General features: G+C 59.8%; 18 protein-coding genes. 7 read left to right on the plus strand and 11 right to left on the minus strand.

Annotated elements, in window-relative coordinates:
• Positions 1-9: 9 nt before the first annotated feature.
• The gene (locus tag J1W56_RS06125) at positions 10-1176 is read left to right on the plus strand and encodes an iron-containing alcohol dehydrogenase (protein ID WP_223612453.1); all 1167 of its coding nucleotides are present in this window, start codon (positions 10-12) and stop codon (positions 1174-1176) included.
• A 65-nt stretch (positions 1177-1241) separates the two neighbouring features.
• Here the strand turns inward: J1W56_RS06125 and J1W56_RS06130 are convergent, their stop codons facing one another.
• The 8 genes from J1W56_RS06130 to J1W56_RS06165 all read right to left on the minus strand — a co-directional run bounded on the left by J1W56_RS06130 (position 1242) and on the right by J1W56_RS06165 (position 9326).
• Complete coding sequence (locus J1W56_RS06130) at positions 1242-1631, minus strand: type II toxin-antitoxin system VapC family toxin (RefSeq protein WP_223612454.1); 390 nt, start codon at positions 1629-1631, stop codon at positions 1242-1244.
• Positions 1628-1897 (minus strand): type II toxin-antitoxin system Phd/YefM family antitoxin, encoded by a 270-nt coding sequence (locus J1W56_RS06135; protein WP_223612455.1) that lies wholly within the window; start codon positions 1895-1897, stop codon positions 1628-1630. The genes J1W56_RS06130 and J1W56_RS06135 overlap by 4 nt, the downstream gene beginning before the upstream one ends.
• Positions 1898-1966: 69 nt before the next feature.
• Complete coding sequence (locus J1W56_RS06140) at positions 1967-3034, minus strand: ABC transporter ATP-binding protein (RefSeq protein ID WP_223612456.1); 1068 nt, start codon at positions 3032-3034, stop codon at positions 1967-1969.
• A gap of 15 nt (positions 3035-3049) precedes the next feature.
• Complete coding sequence (locus J1W56_RS06145; RefSeq protein WP_226904610.1) at positions 3050-3841, minus strand: ABC transporter permease; 792 nt, start codon at positions 3839-3841, stop codon at positions 3050-3052.
• The gene (locus tag J1W56_RS06150) at positions 3838-4653 is read right to left on the minus strand and encodes an ABC transporter permease (RefSeq protein ID WP_404928120.1); all 816 of its coding nucleotides are present in this window, start codon (positions 4651-4653) and stop codon (positions 3838-3840) included. The genes J1W56_RS06145 and J1W56_RS06150 overlap by 4 nt, the downstream gene beginning before the upstream one ends.
• A gap of 242 nt (positions 4654-4895) precedes the next feature.
• Positions 4896-5999, minus strand: coding sequence for an ABC transporter substrate-binding protein (locus J1W56_RS06155; RefSeq protein WP_223612458.1), 1104 nt, complete (start codon positions 5997-5999; stop codon positions 4896-4898).
• Between the two features lie 529 nt (positions 6000-6528).
• Positions 6529-8121 carry a DHA2 family efflux MFS transporter permease subunit gene (locus tag J1W56_RS06160; protein WP_223612459.1) on the minus strand — a complete coding sequence of 531 codons (1593 nt, stop codon included), beginning with the start codon at positions 8119-8121 and terminating at the stop codon, positions 6529-6531.
• Positions 8122-8147: 26 nt separating this feature from the next.
• Positions 8148-9326: an HlyD family secretion protein gene (locus J1W56_RS06165; RefSeq protein ID WP_223612460.1), complete on the minus strand. Its 1179-nt coding sequence runs from the start codon at positions 9324-9326 to the stop codon at positions 8148-8150.
• Positions 9327-9507: 181 nt separating this feature from the next.
• On the opposite strand from J1W56_RS06165, the gene J1W56_RS06170 reads away from it, so the two are divergent.
• Positions 9508-10146, plus strand: a complete 639-nt coding sequence (locus J1W56_RS06170) for a TetR/AcrR family transcriptional regulator (RefSeq protein WP_223612461.1) — start codon at positions 9508-9510, stop codon at positions 10144-10146.
• On the opposite strand, the gene J1W56_RS06175 is transcribed toward J1W56_RS06170, so the two are convergent.
• The gene (locus tag J1W56_RS06175) at positions 10147-10551 is read right to left on the minus strand and encodes a Fur family transcriptional regulator (RefSeq protein WP_223612462.1); all 405 of its coding nucleotides are present in this window, start codon (positions 10549-10551) and stop codon (positions 10147-10149) included.
• A 256-nt stretch (positions 10552-10807) separates the two neighbouring features.
• Here J1W56_RS06175 and aztA point away from each other — a divergent pair, with 256 nt between their 5' ends.
• From aztA to zigA, 5 genes are all read left to right on the plus strand, one after another.
• Positions 10808-11635 carry a zinc ABC transporter ATP-binding protein AztA gene (gene aztA / locus J1W56_RS06180; protein ID WP_223612463.1) on the plus strand — a complete coding sequence of 276 codons (828 nt, stop codon included), beginning with the start codon at positions 10808-10810 and terminating at the stop codon, positions 11633-11635.
• A gap of 5 nt (positions 11636-11640) precedes the next feature.
• Entirely contained in the window at positions 11641-12507 is an 867-nt protein-coding gene (gene aztB / locus J1W56_RS06185; RefSeq protein WP_223612464.1) for a zinc ABC transporter permease AztB, read from the plus strand.
• Positions 12508-12529: 22 nt separating this feature from the next.
• On the plus strand, positions 12530-13468 hold the full coding sequence (gene aztC / locus J1W56_RS06190; protein ID WP_223612465.1) for a zinc ABC transporter substrate-binding protein AztC: 939 nt from the start codon (positions 12530-12532) through the stop codon (positions 13466-13468).
• A gap of 106 nt (positions 13469-13574) precedes the next feature.
• Entirely contained in the window at positions 13575-14780 is a 1206-nt protein-coding gene (aztD, locus tag J1W56_RS06195; RefSeq protein WP_223612466.1) for a zinc metallochaperone AztD, read from the plus strand.
• Positions 14781-14850: 70 nt separating this feature from the next.
• Complete coding sequence (gene zigA, locus J1W56_RS06200; protein WP_223613442.1) at positions 14851-16056, plus strand: zinc metallochaperone GTPase ZigA; 1206 nt, start codon at positions 14851-14853, stop codon at positions 16054-16056.
• Positions 16057-16212: 156 nt separating this feature from the next.
• On the opposite strand, the gene J1W56_RS06205 is transcribed toward zigA, so the two are convergent.
• Complete coding sequence (locus J1W56_RS06205) at positions 16213-17778, minus strand: TerC family protein (RefSeq protein WP_223612467.1); 1566 nt, start codon at positions 17776-17778, stop codon at positions 16213-16215.
• A gap of 343 nt (positions 17779-18121) precedes the next feature.
• A complete protein-coding gene (locus J1W56_RS06210; RefSeq protein ID WP_223612468.1) occupies positions 18122-18673 on the minus strand; it encodes a DUF924 family protein in 552 nt (183 codons plus the stop codon).
• Between the last annotated feature and the right edge of the window lie 17 nt (positions 18674-18690).

An 18690-nucleotide genomic window follows, 5' to 3' on the forward strand; every position in this document is an offset into this window, starting at 1 on the left:
AGACACATGATGAGCAAGCTGATCTCCAAATGGAATTACCCGACCACCGTTCGCTTCGGTGCGGGCCGTATCAAGGAACTGCCCGAGGTTCTCGAAGCGACCGGCATCAAGAAGCCGTTGTTCGTCACCGATCCCGGCCTGGCCAAGCTGCCGGTGGTGGCGAGCACGCTGAAAATCCTCGACGATGCCAAGGTTCCCTACGGCGTTTTCTCCGAGGTGAAACCCAACCCGGTCGAATCCAACCTCACTGCCGGCATTGCCGTGTTCAAGAAGGGCAAGCATGACGGCGTCATCGCCTTCGGCGGCGGTTCGGCACTCGACCTTGGCAAGCTTATCGCCTTCCAGGCGGGCCAGACCCGGCCGGTCTGGGATTTCGAGGATGTGGGCGACTGGTGGACGCGCGCCAACAGCGATGTCATCGCGCCGATCATTGCCGTGCCGACCACGGCGGGAACGGGTTCGGAAGTGGGCCGCGCCGGTGTCATCACCAATGAAGAGACCCACACCAAGAAGGTGATCTTCCATCCGAAGCTGCTGCCGGCAATCGTCATCGCCGATCCGGAATTGTCGGTCGGGATGCCCGCCTTCATCACCGCCGGTACCGGCATGGACGCGCTGGCGCATTGCCTCGAGGCCTATTGCGCACCGGGCTATCATCCGATGGCCGACGGCATCGCGGTCGAAGGCATCCGCCTCGTGTTCGAAAACCTGCCCAAGGCCTATGCCAACGGCAAGGACCTGACGGCGCGCGCCCATATGATGAGCGCGGCGGCCATGGGCGCCACCGCCTTCCAGAAGGGGCTCGGCGCAATCCACTCGCTGTCGCATCCCATCGGCGCGCTGTATGACACGCATCACGGCATGACCAACGCGGTGTTCATGCCCTACGTGCTGGCGTTCAACCGCGATGCGGTGGAAGAGCGCATTGCGCGGCTGGCCAGCTATATCGGCATCAAGGGCGGGTTCGACGGCTTTGCCAAGGCGATCATCAAACTGCGCAAGGAACTGAAGGTGCCGCATGCGCTGCCCGGTCTGATCAAGGATCTCAACATGAGCAAGAAGCAGAAGGAACTGATCGCCGACATGGCGATTGTCGATCCGACCGCTGGCGGCAATCCGGTCAAACTGACAAAGAAAGCAGCGCTCAAGCTGCTGGACGAAGCGATTGAAGGATAGGCTCCGGGCCTGCTTCAATCGTCAAATTAAAGGCGCTGGAAACAGCGCCTTTTTGCTTGGTCCGATCAAGCAGGAATGACGAGCGTTTGATGATAGCGCCAAAGTTTCTTGTCGGCGGTCAACAATGGCATCGCTTCGTACAGAGCTTGGGCAATCATTATGCGATCAAACGGGTCTGCATGATCCGGGTATTGGGCCAACGAAGTAAGCGCCAGTGTGTGGTCAACGCTGATTGGCAGTTCGGTCATTCCTGTCTGATGAAACGATGACCGGGCCTCAAGCGGGTGAAGAGCCAACTGTCCCTTGCCGTGCTTGATCGCGATTTCCCATATGACCGCGCTGCTGATGAACAAGGAATTTTCGGGATCGTCAGCAATATCCTTGATTTTCTGCGAAGCGTTGGGGTTGCCCGCAGCAATCCAGATCGCGATGTGCGTATCGAGCAAGACTTTCATGGAAAAATGTCTTGCTCGCCACTCGCTGCAAAATCTGCTGCTATCTCGGCATCGCCTGCATTGAACTCTTCCACCGTTTCAGGGAGGTTCAAGCCAGCAAGAATATGGTGTGCTGCGCCGAAGCGTTTCGGAGCACTATAGGCCACAAGTCTGGCGACGGGCTTGCCATTACGTGCCAGAACGATCTCGTTGTCGCGACCAGTTTCCAAACCCTCGACCAGGCTTGAAAGCCTGGTTTTGGCTTCGTGCATATTCACGGTGACCATGGATAGCATCCTATTAGCTAATGTAGCCTAGCTAATAGCATGATTGCCGATTGCAAGCAATATTGGCCTTCAGTGCTCCAGAACCAGCAGGTCCTTGGCGGCGAGGCTGACCTTGACGTCTTCGCCCGGCACCGGCGGCGGCGCGCTCGGATCGTTGAACGTATCGAAGGACACGGTGTTCTGGCCGAGCGAGGCGCGGATGCGGATGACCGAGCCGAGGAAGTGCACGCTGTTGATCTTGCCGTCCAGCGTCGTCTCGCGATTGCCGGTCGCACCGCCGAGGCTCACGGCCTCCGGGCGCACGGCGAGGGAAATCTTGTCGCCGGTCTTGTGGCCGTTGAGACGCTTCAGGCCGATCGACACGTCCTTGCCGTCGACGGTGATGGTGCCGGTGGCCGCATCGCGCACAACCGCATCCAGCGTGTTGAGCGTGCCGACGAAGGATGCGACGAAACGCGATGAGGGCTGGTTGTAAATCTCGAACGGCGCGCCGACCTGCTCGGCCTTGCCCTCATACATCACGACGATACGGTCGGAGATCGACAGGGCCTCTTCCTGGTCGTGGGTGACGAAAATCGTGGTGATGCCAAGCTTGCGCTGGATCGCCCGGATTTCCTCGCGCAGCGACACGCGGATCTTGGCGTCGAGCGCCGACAGCGGTTCGTCGAGCAGGAGAACCTGCGGCTTGGTGGCAAGGGCGCGGGCGAGCGCCACGCGCTGCTGCTGGCCGCCCGAGAGCTGATAGGGGAAACGTTCGGCCAGATGGTCGAGCTTGATCAGCGACAGCATCTCGTGCACCGTCGCATTGATCTCCGCCTGCGGCTTCTTGGCAACCTTCAGGCCGAAGGCGACATTCTGTGCCACGGTCATGTTGGGGAAAAGCGCATAGGCCTGGAACACCATGCCGATATTGCGCTGGTTGGGTTTGAGGTTGACGACGTCCTTGCCGCCGATGCTGATCGTGCCGGATGTCGGGGTTTCGAAACCGGCGACCATGCGCAGCACCGTTGTCTTGCCGCAACCGCTGGGGCCGAGGAAGGAAATGAATTCGCCCTTCTCGATGCTCAGGTTGAAATCATGAACAACCGTCGTGGCTCCAAAACTCTTTTTCAAATGGCTGATGGTGAGAAATGACATTGGCAAGGTTCCCGATTATCGCTTGGTTGCAGCGAGGGATTTGTTGAAGCGGGTGACGACCTGGATAAGCCCCATACAAACCCAGGTTATGGCAAAGGCGATGACGGAGAGCGCCGCCGGTTCATAGGCACGATTGGCGCCGAGCAGCTGCAGGAACGGCCCGAAAGCCGGACGGTTCAAGAGGGCTGCCATGGTGAATTCGCCGATGACGATGGCGAAGGTCAGAAATGCGCCGGAGAGAACCGCGACGAGCACATTGGGCAGGATGATGCGCGACATGATGGTTATCCGGCTTGCCCCAAGGCTTTCGGCGGCTTCCGTCATGGTGCGGATATCGATGGCACCGAGACCGGTATCGACGGCGCGGTACATATAGGGCAGGGCCAGCGTCGTGTAGCCGAAGCACAAAAGGATGTTCGTGCCCACGGCCGAGCCCGTCAGCGGCAGGATCGAGGAGGTGTTGTACAGCCTGATATAGCCGAACACGATGACAATTGCCGGAATGACCAGCGGCAGCAGCGTGATGAACTCGATGAACGGCCGCCAGCCCGGCAGGCGCAGCCGCACCCAATAGGCCGTGGGAACGATGAGCAGCACACCCACACAAATGGTGGCGATGGCCATCACAACGGAATAGGCGAACGTCGCCTGGAAGCCGGGGTCGCTCAGCACGACCCAATAGGCATCGAGCGAATAGACCCCGCGCCGCATGCGCAGCGAAAATTCAAACAGGCCTATCAGCGGCAGGGCAAAATAGAGAATGCCGAAAGCGAGGGCGAGCCAGGACCAGAAACGATTGATCTTCATTTGAGCCACCGTTCACTGCGGGCGCGCATCCAGATGTAGATGCCGTTGGAAATGCCGGTGATGACGATCATGCCGAAGGCCAGGGCATAGCCGAGCTGCGGGTCCTGCAGGACGTCGCCGCGGATCTGCGCGTAGAGGACGATCGGGACGATGCTGAGGGACGAGCCGGTCAGCGCATAGGCCGTGGCGATGGCACCGAAGGAATTGGCGAAAAGCAGGAGAATGGTGCCAAGCAGGGCGGGCCACAGGATCGGGAAGGCGACCATGCGCCAATATTGCGGTCCGGTTGCGCCGAGAATGAGGGCGGCTTCCTTCCATTCACGCTTCAGTCCGTCCAGCGCCGGCGTGATGATCAGCACCATCAGCGGAATCTGGAAATAGAGATAGGTGATGGTCAGGCCCCAGAAACTGAGAAGATTGAAGCCGTGCGCGTAGAGATTGACCCCGAAGACGTTGACCAGGAGATAGGTGACGAGGCCCGTCCGCCCGAGCGTGAACAGAAAGGCATAGGCCAGCGGAACGCCGGCGAAATTCGATGCGACGCCGGAAAACGTCATCATCGGCGCCCGGATCCAGCTCGGCAGGCCGCCCAGGGTAATGGCCGCGGCGATGCTGAAACCGATGAACGCGCCAAGCAGCGCCGATGTCAGCGAGATCTTGATCGAAATCCAGTAGGCATCCATGATGGACGGCTGGAACAGGTTGGCGAGATTGGCGAACGTCAGATTGCCCTGCGCATCCTGGAACGCCCCGGCGACGAGATAGATCGTCGGCAAAACCAGGAACATCACGGCAAACAGGAAGAACGGCATGACACCGAGCCAATCAAGCGACAAGCGCTTGCGCTCCTGGGTGGCGGCAGGTGGGATAGAGGAGGTGCTTGCTTCTGAAATCACACTCATGGATTTTGAAGACCGCTTTCTGAGCTGCATTATAGACGCTACCGCATCAATTGCGAAGCGAACAAACTGACCGACGGTTTAGGCAGGGGGCGTCTTGTCTCTGAAAAAGGGAATCCCCGCGGATGTTTCCACGGGGATCCGATGGTCAGAGATTACTTGACGTTGGCGCCGACAACCTTGTCCCAGCCCTTGGTGATGACTTCCTTGGCGGCAGCCTGCTCATCAAGCGTCGGGAAGAAAGCCTTTTCGTAGGCTGCTGCTGGCGGCAGCTTGTCGAGGACTTCCTTCGGTACCTTGTTGTTCTTTATCAGATCCTTGAAGCGGGTCGGGTGGCAATAGCCTTTGAGGTAACCGATCTGGCCTTCGTCGGAATAAAGATATTCCATCCACAGCTTGGCGGCATTGGGATGCGGTGCATAGGCGCTGATAGCCTGGACATAGACACCGGCCAGAACGCCCGATGCGGGAACAACGACTTCAACCGGCGGATTGCCCTTGAGCGTATCACGACCGGCGAGGGCGTTATAATCCCAGGTGATGATGATCGGGGTAGCACCCTGTGCCAGCGTGCCCGATTTGCCGATGACCGGAACGAAATTGCCTGCCTTGTTGAGGTCGGCAAAATACTTCAGGCCGGCTTCGGCAGCAGCAGCGCCGGGCTTGGCACCGGTCGATGCACCGGCAGCCTGTACGGCGAGAATGGCCTGGTTGGAGGCGCGGGGATCACCGGCAAGCGCAACAGTGTTGGCATATTCCGGCTTGAGCAGATCAGCCCAATCCTTCGGAACGTTCTTGACGATGTCGGTATTCACTTCGAGTGACATGACGCCGTAATAGTCGCCATACCAGTGGCCATCGGCATCCTTCAGTTCGGCCGGGATCGAATCCCAGGTGGAAACCTTGTAAGGCTGTGTCAGGCCGTCTTTCTTGGCATCGGGGCCAAAGGAAAGACCGACGTCGATGACGTCAGGCGCCTGCGGGCCCTTGTTGTCCTTGTTGGCCTTGATCGCTTCGACTTCGTCCTTCGATCCGGCATCCGGATTGAGTTCGTTGACGGTCAGGCCGTACTTTGCCTTGAAACCGGCAATGATATCGCCATAACCACACCAGTCGTGCGGCAATGCGATGGTCGTCAGCGATCCTTCCTTTTTCGCGGCGGCAACCAGATCAGCCGGTGCATCCGCGAACGAAAGCGTGGTGCTTGCGAACAGCAGCGCTGTCGATAGAGAGAGCAAGCGTTTTGAAGAAACAACCATTTTAACACCCCTGTTTAAGCGACAAACGTCATTGGCTCTGTTTTCGACGTTCCTGCCTCCCGATATAGGGCTCTCATGTCAGTTAGATGACAGGCTCGCGAACGTCTTTTGCTGAGCAGTGGAAAGAAGTGAAACATTTTTTTGGTGGCTTAGCAATTCGCACGTGAGAGAATTATGACAGTGTCCGGACAGTCGGCTGAATTGCTCCCATAACGACAAAAAGATTGGCAGGAGCGGCAGTTAGCCGAATAATGAATGTCGCATTTGATTTCCTGCGACATGCTCATCCACAAGGATCGGCCGGGGCAGGAAAAATCCGGTTAGCGGACTAACATTATTTTGCAAAAATCCGGGGAATGACCGCCCCTGGCGGGGTGCTGCCGCGCTGCTTTTTCCGGCTGGATTGCCGTGCCGGATTCGGGTCGTAATTCCACCCAGATCCCGTGGGGAAACCGGGCATTATGACGATGTGGCGGAAAGCTGCGGTGTGGTGCGCTTGTCGAACCAAGCACGACCACCGCGAGGGATGTTAGTGTCCGCCGCCTCCGCCGCCCGAGGCAGCGGGGGCCGGTTTGCGCATGAGCACGGCAAAAAGTGCCAGCGAGGCGAACAGCATCGTCAGGATATAGAAGACGTCCATGAACGACATCAGCGAGGCCTGCTGGTGCACCATGCCGGAAATCCGGCTGAGTGCCGCAGACGAGCCGTCAATGCCGTGCGACTGGAAATTCTTGGCCATGCTGGCCATCAGATTCTCGGCTTCCGGATTGCCCCAACGCACCTTTTCGGACAGCTGGGCGTAATGCTTGACACCGCGATCCGTCAAGATCGTATTGATGACGGCAAGGCCCACGGCACCGCCAAGGTTGCGTGTCAGGTTGAACAGGCCCGAAGCGTTCTTGAGCCGGGACAGCGGCAGGGTGCCGAGCGCCAGATTGTTGATCGGCACCATGCACAGCATCAGCGAGCAGCCGCGCAGGATCTGCGGCAGCAGCAATTCATAGAAATCCCAATCGGCGGTGAGGCCGGTCATGGTCCAGGTGCCCGCGGCAAAACCGATGAAGCCGATCATCATCATCAGGCGCGGATCCATCCGGTTGGACAGGAAGCCGGCGACGGGGGCCGTCATGAACATGGCGAGGCCGCTGACGAACAGGGCTTCGCCGATCATCAGAGCGTCATATCCCCGGATGCGGCCGAGATAGAGCGGATAGAGATAGGTCAGGCCATAGAGGCCGACGCCCATGATGAAGGAGAACACCGAGCCGAAGGCGAAATTGAGGTTCTTGAAGGCGCGCAGGTCGACGATCGGCTCCTCGGCGGTGAAGGCACGATAGAAGAAGAGCAGCGCACCGAGGACGAGAACGATGGCAAAGAAAAAGATCGTGCTGTCCTGCAGCCAGTCATTGCGCGGACCTTCCTCGAGCACGTATTCGAGCGAGCCGAGGAACGCGCCCATGCCGGCCAGACCCCACCAGTCGAACTTGCTGAACAGCGACTTGTCGCCCTTGTCGAAATCGATGAGGTTCCAGGCGGCAAAGGCAACGATGATGCCGGGAATGACGTTGACGAGGAACAGCCAGTGCCAGGAAAAGGCGTGGCTGAGATAGCCGCCGACGGTCGGCCCGATGGTCGGCGCCAGCGTGGCCACGAGGCCGATGATGGGCGAGACGACCGAGCGCTTGGAGGGCGGGAAGATGGTGAAGGCTGCCGCGAACACGCTGGGGATCATGCCGCCGCCGATGAAACCCTGGATGGCGCGGTAGACGATCATCTGGTCGATGTTGGTGGCCGTGGCACACAGGATGCTGGCCGCGGTGAAGCCCGCTGCCGAAATGGTGAAGAGAACGCGCGTCGACAGGAGCCGGCCGAGGAAGCCGGACAGCGGGATCATGATGACTTCGGCGATGAGATAGGAGGTCTGGACCCAGGAAATCTCGTCGGAGCTTGCGCTCAAACCCGCCTGAATTTCGGCAAGCGATGCCGAAACGATCTGGATGTCGAGAATGGCCATGAACATGCCGAAGACCATCGCCACGAAGGCGATGGCTTTCTTCGGATCGATGTGATCGGACGGCACGGCCGGTGCCGTTGGCTTTCCGCTGATGGTCGTGCTCGACATGATCTCGGGTCCGGTGCTGGTTGCGCTTACTTGGCCGGTGCCGTGCGGGTATCGACGTCAACGATGACGCTCAAGCCCGCCTGAAGCCTGCCGGATGCCAGAATGTCGGCGGGCAGGGCGATGCGAACCGGGACACGCTGGACAACCTTGGTGAAATTGCCTGTGGCATTCTCGGCCGGAAGCAGCGAGAACACGGCGCCGGAGGCCGGGGCAATCGAGGCGACGGTGCCTTCAAACGTGTCACCGGAGAGCGCGTCGACCCGTACCCGTACCTTTTCGCCCGGCACGATGTCCCGCAGCTGCGTTTCCTTGTAATTCGCGTCGATATAGAGCGAATTGACGGGAACGAGGGCGGCAAGCCGCTGGCCAGGGGTGACGAGATCGCCCTTCTTGGCCGAGAGATTGCCGACAACGCCATCGAGAGGCGCGCGGATGACGGTGAAGGAGAGGTCGCGGGCGGCCTTGTCCTTGCTGAGCTGCAGCGAGGCAATCGATCCCTCGGCTTCCTTGTACTGGGCTTCCAGCACACCGACATTGGCGACTGCCGCAGCGATCTGGGCATCGGCGGAAACGAGATTGGCCTTGGCCTGATCCAGCGCCGCAGTGGCATCGTCGAGCTGTGACTGGGAGGCAAAACGCGTGGCATGCAACTGGCCGGCGCGGGTCGCAGCGGCTTCCGCATTGGTCAGGACCGCCTGTGCGGCGACCTTGCCGGCTTCGACCTGCTTGACGGATGCCTTGGCGGCTTCCGTCTGGGCCTGAATGCGCAGAAGCGTCAGGCGCTGTGTCGCGATCTGCGCCTCGGCCTGTTCTTCCGCAATGGTATAGTCGCCATTGTCGAGCGTGATCAGCGGATCGCCCGCCTTGACGCGCTGGTTGGCGACGACATTGATCGTATCGATATAGCCGGTGATCTTGGGGGCAATGGCGGTGATGTCGCCCTGGATGTAGGCGTCGTCGGTCGAGACCATGAAACGGCCCGTTGTCCACCATTCGTGGCCATACCAGGCACCGGCGCCGACAGCGGCGACAATGATGACGGGCAATATGAAGCGCTTCACCGAGCGTTTTGGCGGTGCCGGGGTCGCAGTGACCACGTCGTGCTGCGGGGCTTCACTTTTCACCGGTGCTTCGACTTTGGAAGCAGGGGCGGGTGCAGGGAACTGACGAATCTCAGCCTCGTTGGTGGATTTCGGCGCGGACATAGAGAGCTCTTTCTACAGATGTTCAATCTGAAAACTGATTGAACCAATCGGTTCGATCGTTGACATAGCGCAAATGAGAGCGCATATCAAGGGGATCGAACCGCTTGGTTCGAAAAAGAATCGAAAATGAGGAAACTTGACTACTATGTCGTCTACCAAGGCACCCGTTATGGACCCAGGCATGACCGCTTCCGAACGCCCCGGCCGTCTGGCCGCGGGGCAGGATCCCGTCAAACGGCAGCAGATACTGGATGGGGCCAATCGCGTCTTTTCGCAGATGGGTTTTGATGCGGCCAGCATGAATGACATTACCCGTGAAGCGGGCGTGTCGAAGGGCACGATCTATGTCTATTTCAGCAACAAGGAAGAGCTGTTCATCGATCTGTGCCAGCAATACAAAGTAGCGCTCTTCGACGGTATCTATCAGGCGCTGGAGAGCAACAACGGCGACCTGCGCGAAGCCTTGATCCAGTTCGGCATTTCTCTGTCGACGCTCATTACCTCGAATGCCGGCATAAGGGCGCAGCGGGTCGTCATCGGCGTGGCGGAGCGCATGCCGTCCATGAGTTCCAGCTTTTACGAGAAAGGGCCGAAAAAGGGCCTTGCCCTGATACGCGCGCTGCTGGACAAGCACGTCGCGGCAGGATTCCTGGCCATCGAGGACACGGAGATGGCGGCCTATCAGCTCTCAGACCTTTTCCATTCGGGTCTGCTGCGCCGCCGTCTGTTCGGCCAGATGGAACAGGAACCGGAAGCGGAGCAGATCCGCAAGACGGTGACCGCGGGCGTTGATATGTTCCTCAGGGCCTACAAGGCCTGATCAGGCGGTGCCGCAGGCGGCACAGACGCCACGGATTTCGATGGTGGTCTTGGTCTGTTTGAAGCCGTTCTGCGTCGTCCATTCGCGCACCCGCTGGGTGATGATATCGTCGGAAAATTCCGAGACCTGCCCGCATTTCTCGCAGATGGCGAAGGCGATCATGCCGTGATTGTGGCTGTGATTGTGGGGATGCGCGCAGGCGACAAAGGCATTGATGCTTTCGAGGCGGTGGACCATGCCGTAGTCGAGCAGCTTTTCCAGGGCGCGGTAGACCTGCAGCGGCGCACGGAAACCGTCACCGCGCAGCTGGTCGAGGATGGTGTAGGCGCTCAAGGGTCCTTCGGCGCGCGACAACGTATTGAACACCAGGGTCTGGTTCTTCGTCAGCTCATGGGCGGTTGTCATTGCCTTCGGGTCTCCTGAACGTACACGTTTAAGTCGCTAGCGCGTGATATTGCCGTAAACAAGTCCGTTTCCGTAAAAATCTGCTGTCTCTAAGATAAGCAGCGGCGTCATCGGCTGCCAGTGGATAAATTAATTTCGTCTGTTCTCAAATTTGCCATTGTTGACTAATGTAATAACATCACATATCGAGACGTCAAGAAGATGCCGGATGGACGTGACCGACCGAACACCGCCGTCCGGAGCATGCGGATAGACCATGACTGACCAATGCCTGACCTTTCGCGACCTTACCCTTGGGTATCGCAGTCACCCTGCCGTTCATCATCTGAGCGGTGTGGTCGAGCGCGGTTCGCTGACGGCCGTCGTGGGTGCGAACGGTTCGGGCAAATCGACGCTGATGAAGGGTATTGTCGGTGTTCTCAAGCCGATGTCCGGTTCCGTCGTGGTCGAGAAGGGCGTTCGCGTCGCCTATCTGCCGCAGCAATCGGAACTGGACCGCTCGTTTCCGGCGCGTGTCATCGATCTGGTTTCGCTGGGGCTCTGGCCCCGGCGCGGCCTGCTTGGCCGCTTTACCGCCGGTGACCGTGAACAGGTTTCGAGGGCCCTGATGGGCGTCGGGCTGGGCGGCTTTGAAAAACGCCCCATCGACAGCCTGTCGGGTGGGCAATTGCAGCGCGCCCTGTTTGCCCGGGTGTTGGTGCAGGACGCCGATCTGATCCTTCTCGACGAGCCGTTCAATGCCATCGATGCCAAGACGGTCGGTGACCTGATCGCGCTGATCAAGCGCTGGCACGGCGAAAAGCGCACCATCATGGTGGTGGTCCACGATCTCGACTTGGTGCGGGAGCATTTCCCCGAAACGCTGCTTTTGGCGCGCAAGCCCATTGCCTGGGGCGCCTCGCGGGAGACGCTTCGTCCGGAAAACCTGCTGCATGCGCGGCAGTTCCACGAGGCCTGGGCCGAGAGTGCGCCCTGGTGCGAGGATGATGCCCAATTGTCCGCAACCGGCGGTCATGGCCACGATCATGCACATGATCACACGCATCATGTGCATCATGATGGTCACAGCCGGGCGGGGGGCTGATCCGGATGTATGATTTCCTCATCGCCCCTTTCATCGATTACAGCTTCATGCAGCGCGCCTTGCTCGGCTCGCTGGCGCTGTCGCTCAGTTCCTGCCCTGTCGGCGTGTTCCTGATGCTGCGGCGGATGAGCCTGACCGGCGATGCCATGTCGCACGCCATCCTGCCGGGGGCCGCCGCCGGTTTCCTGCTCTACGGCCTGCAGATCGTGCCGATGACCATCGGCGGGCTGATCGCCGGGGTGATCGTGGCGCTCGGCGCCGGGGCGGTGTCGCGCTTCACGATCCAGAAGGAAGATGCCTCGATGGCGGCCTTCTACCTGATATCCCTTGCGTTGGGGGTGATGATCGTTTCGTTGCGCGGCTCGAATGTCGACCTGATGCATGTGCTGTTCGGCACGGTTCTTGCGCTCAACAACGAGGCGCTGAGCCTGATCGGCCTGATCTGCGGCGTCAGCATCGTGACCCTCGCCATTTTCTGGCGCGGCCTGGTGGCCGAGTGCCTTGATCCCCTGTTTCTGCGTTCGGTCAGCCGCATCGGCACGCCCGTGCATTTCATCTTCCTGGCGCTGGTGGTGCTCAATCTCGTCGGCGGCTTCCAGGCGCTCGGGACGCTGCTGTCGGTCGGCCTGATGATGCTGCCTGCCGCCGGCGCGCGCTTCTGGACGACCCGTGTCGGCCCGATGTGCGCCGTTGCCATCCTGATCGGGATGATATCCTGCGTTGCGGGCCTGCTGATTTCCTATCATTTCGCCCTGCCATCCGGCCCGGCGATCATCCTTTCCGCCGGTGCGATGTATATCGCCTCCATTCTCATCGGCTCACGCGGCGTTCTCAGCAGCCGCATGCGTTCCCACCGCCACAGAACCGCCTAAACCTCGATAAAGGAGACTACCAATGCGCAAAGCTCTTAAACTCGCTACAACTCTGAATGTTATACTGTTACTGTCTGCGGCTTCATCCACCGCTTTCGCGGCTGACCTGAAGGTTGTTTCCAGCTTTTCCATCATCGAGGATTTTGCCAAGAACGTCGGCGGCGACAAGATTTCGCTGACCAATCTGGTCGGCCCGAACGGCGACAGCCATGTCTATGAGCCCAAGCCATCGGATGCGGCGGCGCTGGCAAAGGCGGATGTGGTTCTGGTCAATGGTCTGGGATTTGAAGGTTTCCTGCCGCGCCTGGTCGAGGCCAGCGGCACCAAGGCGCCCATCGTCGAACTGACCAAGGGTATCGAGCCCCTCAAGGCGCAGGAAGAGGAAGAAGGCCATGCGGAGGCAGGCGCTGAGCATCACCACGATCACGGTGCCTTCGACCCGCATGCGTTCCAGTCGATTGCCAACGCCAAGATCTATGTGAAGAACATCGTCGATGCCTTCTGCAATGCCGACAAGGCGAATTGCGATACCTACAAGAAGAATGGCGCGGACTATACCAAGAAGCTGGATCAGACCGAGATCGATGTGAAGGCCGGCATCGCCGCCATTCCGGAGGCCAAGCGTCTGATCATCACCTCCCACGATGCATTCGGCTATTTCGAGCACGCCTACGGGCTGAAGTTCCTGGCGCCTGAAGGTCTTTCAACGGATGCGGAACCGTCCGCTGCCGATGTCGTCGCGCTGATCAAGCAGGTCAAGGAAGACAAGGCCTCGGCGATCTTCGTCGAGAACATCACCAATCCGCGCCTGATCGAGCAGATCGCCAGCGAGACCAAGCTGAATGTCGGCGGCACACTGTTTTCCGATGCCCTGTCGGAACCGGGCGAAGGCGCCAGCACCTATATCGACATGATGCACCACAATATCAGCGCCTTTAAAAAGGCCATTATCGGCAGCTGATCGGCTGCGCAGGAAAAAGCGGGGGATGACTCCGCTTTTTTCATTGGCAAGAATGTAATGTTATTACATTATATCTGTGAACTCCCACGACGCATAAGGAATAAGCATGTCACGACATCTGAAGAAAGTTTTGCCCCTCGCCATGGTCTTCGGCTTTGCCGCCTTGCCCGTACTGGCCAATGAGCAGACCGCCTGGCGCGTTTTCGTCTCGGATCATGCGGAGCCGACCATCCGCGTGCTCGACCCGCGAACCGGCGGGATTATCGATACGTTCAACGTGAAGGCACCGGCCGGGCTGTCGCTGTCCGACAGCGGAAAAACAATTTTTGCCGTGCAGCGGGACGGCGGCGAGGTGGCGGTCCTGTCGACCGGGATTGCCGTGGAGGACCATGGTGCCCATGGCGACCTCAAGGTCGAGGCGCCGAAACTGCTCGATCTGAAACTGGAAGGCCAGCGGCCTTCGCACTTCGTCGATCACAACGGCAATATCGCCCAGTTCTTTGACGGCGATGGCGTGGTGAAGGTCGTCAGGGAAAGGGATGTGCTTGCCGGAAAAGCCGATGTGCGCAGCATCAAGCTCGCGTCACCGCATCACGGTGTTGCCGTCTCCTATGGCGGCACGGTGCTGGTGAGCGAGCCGCATCCGGAAAAGCCGGTGGATGAATTGCCCATCGGCATCAAGGTTCTCGGCAGCGACGGCTATCCCGTCGGCGCGCTGCATGCATGTCCCGATCTGCATGGGGAAGCTTCGTCCGGCAATATTCTGGCCATCGCCTGCAAGACCGGGCTGCTTCTGGTCAAATCCGGCGCGGATGCGCCCGAGATCAATCATCTCGCCTATGCGACATCGCTGCCGGATGGAAAGATCACCACGCTTGTCGGCGGCAAGGGCCTGCAGTATTTCCTCGGCAATTACGGTCCGCAGGCGGTGGTGCTGGTCGAGCCGGGCAATGCCGAACCGTTCCGCCGCGTCGAACTGCCGACCCGCCGCGTGCATTTCGCTGTCGATTCAGCGCGCCCGCAGTTCGCCTACATCTTCACCGAGGACGGCCAGCTGCACCGGCTGAATGTGGTGACCGCCAAGATCGAAAAATCGCTGAAGCTGACCGAACCCTACAGCATGGATGGTCACTGGAGCCTGCCGCGGCCGCGCATCGCCGTTGCCGGCGACGAGATCATCGTCAGCGATCCCCTGAAAAGCCGTCTGCACGTGATCAAGGCGGCCGCCTTCGAAAAGGATCGCGAGATCGCGCTCGAAGGCAAGCCTTTCAATGTCGTGGCCGTTGGCGGCTCCGGCGAAGTTCACGACTGACGTTATCCGGCCTGCTGCGGCCCTCGCGGCAGGCCATTCCAAGAGGGCAATAGCCATGCACAACACAGCCATACCCAACCGCCTTCCGGTCACGGTGCTCTCGGGCTTTCTCGGAGCCGGCAAGACCACTTTGCTCAACCATATTCTCAACAATCGCGAGGGGCGGCGCGTTGCCGTCATCGTCAACGATATGAGCGAGGTGAACATCGATGCCGCGCTTGTACGCGACGGCGGCGCCAATCTTTCGCGCACCGATGAACAATTGGTCGAAATGACCAATGGCTGCATCTGCTGCACCTTGCGCGATGACCTGCTGCAGGAGGTGGAAGCCCTGGCAAAACAGGGGCGTTTTGATTATCTCCTCATCGAGTCGACGGGCATTTCCGAGCCCTTGCCCGTGGCGTCGACCTTCGATTTCCGCGACGAAAACGGCCGCAGCCTGTCCGATGTGGCAAAACTCGACACCATGGTGACCGTGGTCGACGCGGCCAATCTGCTGAAGGATTACGCCTCGGCGGATTTTTTGAAGGACCGGGGTGAATCGCTCGGTGATGCCGACAACCGGACGCTGGTCGATCTGCTGGTCGACCAGATCGAGTTTGCCGACGTCATCATCCTCAACAAGATTTCCGATTCGTCTCTCTATGACCGCGATCTGGCGCGCAAGATCATCCGGGCGCTCAACCCGGATGCAAAGCTGATCGAGACGGACTTTGCCGATGTACCGCTGGGTGAAGTGCTCAATACCGGCCTGTTCGACTTCGACAAGGCGCAGGAACATCCGCTCTGGTTCAAGGAACTGAACGGCTTTGCCGACCATGTGCCGGAGACCGAGGAATATGGTGTCCGTTCTTTCGTTTACCGCGAGAGGCGTCCGTTCGATCCGCAGAAGCTCCATGCCTTTCTCGACAGGAACTGGCCGGGTGTCATCCGCTCCAAGGGGTTCTTCTGGCTGGCGACGCGGCCGGATTATGTCGGCGAACTCAGCCAGGCCGGTGCGCTGGTGCGGGCGGAAAAACGCGGCCTGTGGTGGTCGTCAATCCCGCGCAACCGCTGGCCGGAGCATCCGGAATGGCTGAAATCCATGAAGCCCTACATGCACAAGGTCTGGGGCGACCGGCGGCAGGAGATTGTCTTCATCGGCGTTGATCCGATGAATGAAGTGCACCTGCGGGCACAGCTCGACGCCTGTCTGGTGGATGCCGACGAATTCACACCGGGCAAGTGGGAAGACCTGTTCGACCCATTCCCGAGCTGGGTCCGGCAGGCCGCCTGATTTCCGCCGGATTGATAGGGTTATCGCTTGGGCACCGCACGACAGACACGACAATCATACCGCTGGGACCATAGGCCAAATCCAGCGGGTCGTGTTGCCGGACGATGCTCCATTCCCGTCCCGGGGTCAGCCGGGGCGGGAATATTTTTGGTGGAATCAGATATAGGCGGCGGTTTCGGTGGGCGAAATCCGCACCTTGCCGATGTTGCGCCCGTCCATCTCGACGATTTCATACTCGTAATCATCGACCTTCAGCTTTTCGCCCTGGGCGGGGATGTGGCCGAGATTCCACAGGATGTAACCGGCCAGCGTCGTATAGCGGTCGCCGTCATCGACGAGGTCGCGTTCGATCAGGCCGCCGAGGCGGCGGATGTCGATATAGGCGTCCACCACCATGCTGCCGTCTTCCGACCGCTCGAGGATCGGGCTTTCCTCGCCTTCATCCGGGAAGTCGCCGGCAATGGCCTCAAGAATATCCGTCGGCGTGACCACGCCCTCGAATGAGCCGTGTTCGTCGAGAACAATCGCCATCTGCACCGTCGTGCCGCGCAATTGCTCCATGACGCGCAGTACGTTGGCATTCTCGTGCAGGATCAATGGCTGGCGGGTCACCTTGTCCCAATCGATCTTGCCGCCGTCGAGAATGGCGAACAGCAGGTCCTTGGTCAGGGCCACGCCGACGAATTCGTCGACCCGTCCGCGGGCCAGAACCACGCGGCTGTGCGAGAGCGTGCGGATTTCCGCCAGCAGTTCCTCGTTGGTCTCGTTGAGGTCGAGCCATTCGACCTCGTTGCGCGGCGACATGATGGAACGCACCGGCCGCTCGACCAGGTCGAGAACGCCGCGGATCATTTCCTTTTCTTCCGGGTGGAAGACTTCGCCCGCGGCCGTCTGCTCGGCGATCACATCCAGCGCATCCGAGTGATGGCTGGCATCGCCGGAACGGCCGCCGCCCAGAAGGCGCAGCACCGCGCCTGCCGTGCGGTCACGCAGGTCCATCGAGGTGATGCGCTTGTCGCGGTTATGCCGTCCGACCTGATTGGCTGCTTCGATGAGGACGGAGAAGCCGATGGCGGCGTAGAGGTAGCCCTTCGGAATATGGAAGCCGAAGCCTTCGACGATCAGGCTGAAACCGATCATCATGAGGAAGCCAAGGCAGAGGATGACGACAGTCGGATGACGGCTGACGAAGGCCATGAGCGGTCTGGACGCAAGCATCATGACGCCTACCGCCACGACAACGGCGATCATCATGACTTCCAGAGATTTGACCATGCCGACGGCGGTGATCACGCTGTCGAGCGAGAAGACGGCATCGAGCACGACGATCTGGGCGATGACCTGCCAGAAAACCGCATGGGCGACGTTGGATTCCTTGGCGGACATATGTCCTTCAAGGCGCTCGTGCAGTTCCATCGTGCCCTTGAACAGCAGGAACAGGCCGCCGATGATCAGGATGAGGTCGCGCCCCGAGAAGCCGAAACCCGCCACGCTGAACAGCGGTGTCGTCAGTGTCACCACCCAGGAGATGGAGGCAAGCAGCGCCAGGCGCATGATCAGGGCGAGGGACAGGCCGACGATGCGCGCGCGGTTGCGCTGGCTCGGCGGCAGCTTGTCGGCAAGGATGGCGATAAACACGAGGTTGTCGATCCCGAGTACGATCTCGAGCACGATCAGCGTGGCGAGACCAATCCAGGCATTGGGGTCGGCAATCCATTCCATTGGGAAGTCGGTTCCTTCTAAGAGATGCGGGTCAGGGCGCGACATGGCGCGCGGATGCGGCTGGAAAAGCCAGCGCAAATCCGCCCGCGATGCAGGCCAAATCGGATGTTGGGGAGAAAAACGGGAATTGTTGCTGACGCTGCGTGGGCAGAGTCAGCTTGCTTCGCAAGTCCGGACTTGGAGGCTCTTCAGATTGTTCGTCCGGCATCGAGGCGCGGTCAGTCCCTGTTTGACTGGCGTCATGGGTGAAACTTACGGGTGCCAGATGCGCTTATAATGGCAGTCAGTACGGCTGCGTTCAAGAGGATGTGGCGAAAATTCGGCAGCGGGGCCGCAAATCCGCCTATCCGGCAAAGCCGCCCGCATCGAGGAATGCCTGTTCGTCCGGCGTGGATTTCCGCCCGAGAATGGCGTTGCGATGGGGAAAGCGGCCAAACCGGTGGATGATGTTGTAATGATCTTCGGCCCATTCGAGCTGGCTCGGGGCCGATGCGGTGTAAAGCTTCACGCAGCGCAATTGCTCGTTGATGTCTTCCGAATGCATGAAGGGCAGATAGAGAAAGCCGCGCACGGACGGCTCGAGGGCAAGATCGTGGCCTCTTTCCAGCGCCTCTCCGGCGTAATGGCGCGCCAGCGAGTCCGTTGCATACATGTGGCCGGTGCCGCGAAAGCAGTTGCGCGGGAACTGGTCGAGCAGGATCATCAGTGCCAGCGCACCGTCGGCGGTTTCGATCCAGTGGTCATAGTCGCGCCGGGCGGCAGCGAAATGCCTGTTGTGAAAGGTCTGGCGGAACGTTTCGTCAAACGCCGCATCCTTCTTGAACCAGGCGTCGGGTCCGGCCTTGCGCCAGAAGCCGACAATATCGTCGATGATGGCCTGATCGGTTTCAGCCATTGCTTGTCCTTCCATGG

The organism is Phyllobacterium calauticae, from assembly GCF_019991125.1.
In the GTDB taxonomy this organism is placed as follows: Bacteria; Pseudomonadota; Alphaproteobacteria; order Rhizobiales; family Rhizobiaceae; genus Phyllobacterium; species Phyllobacterium calauticae.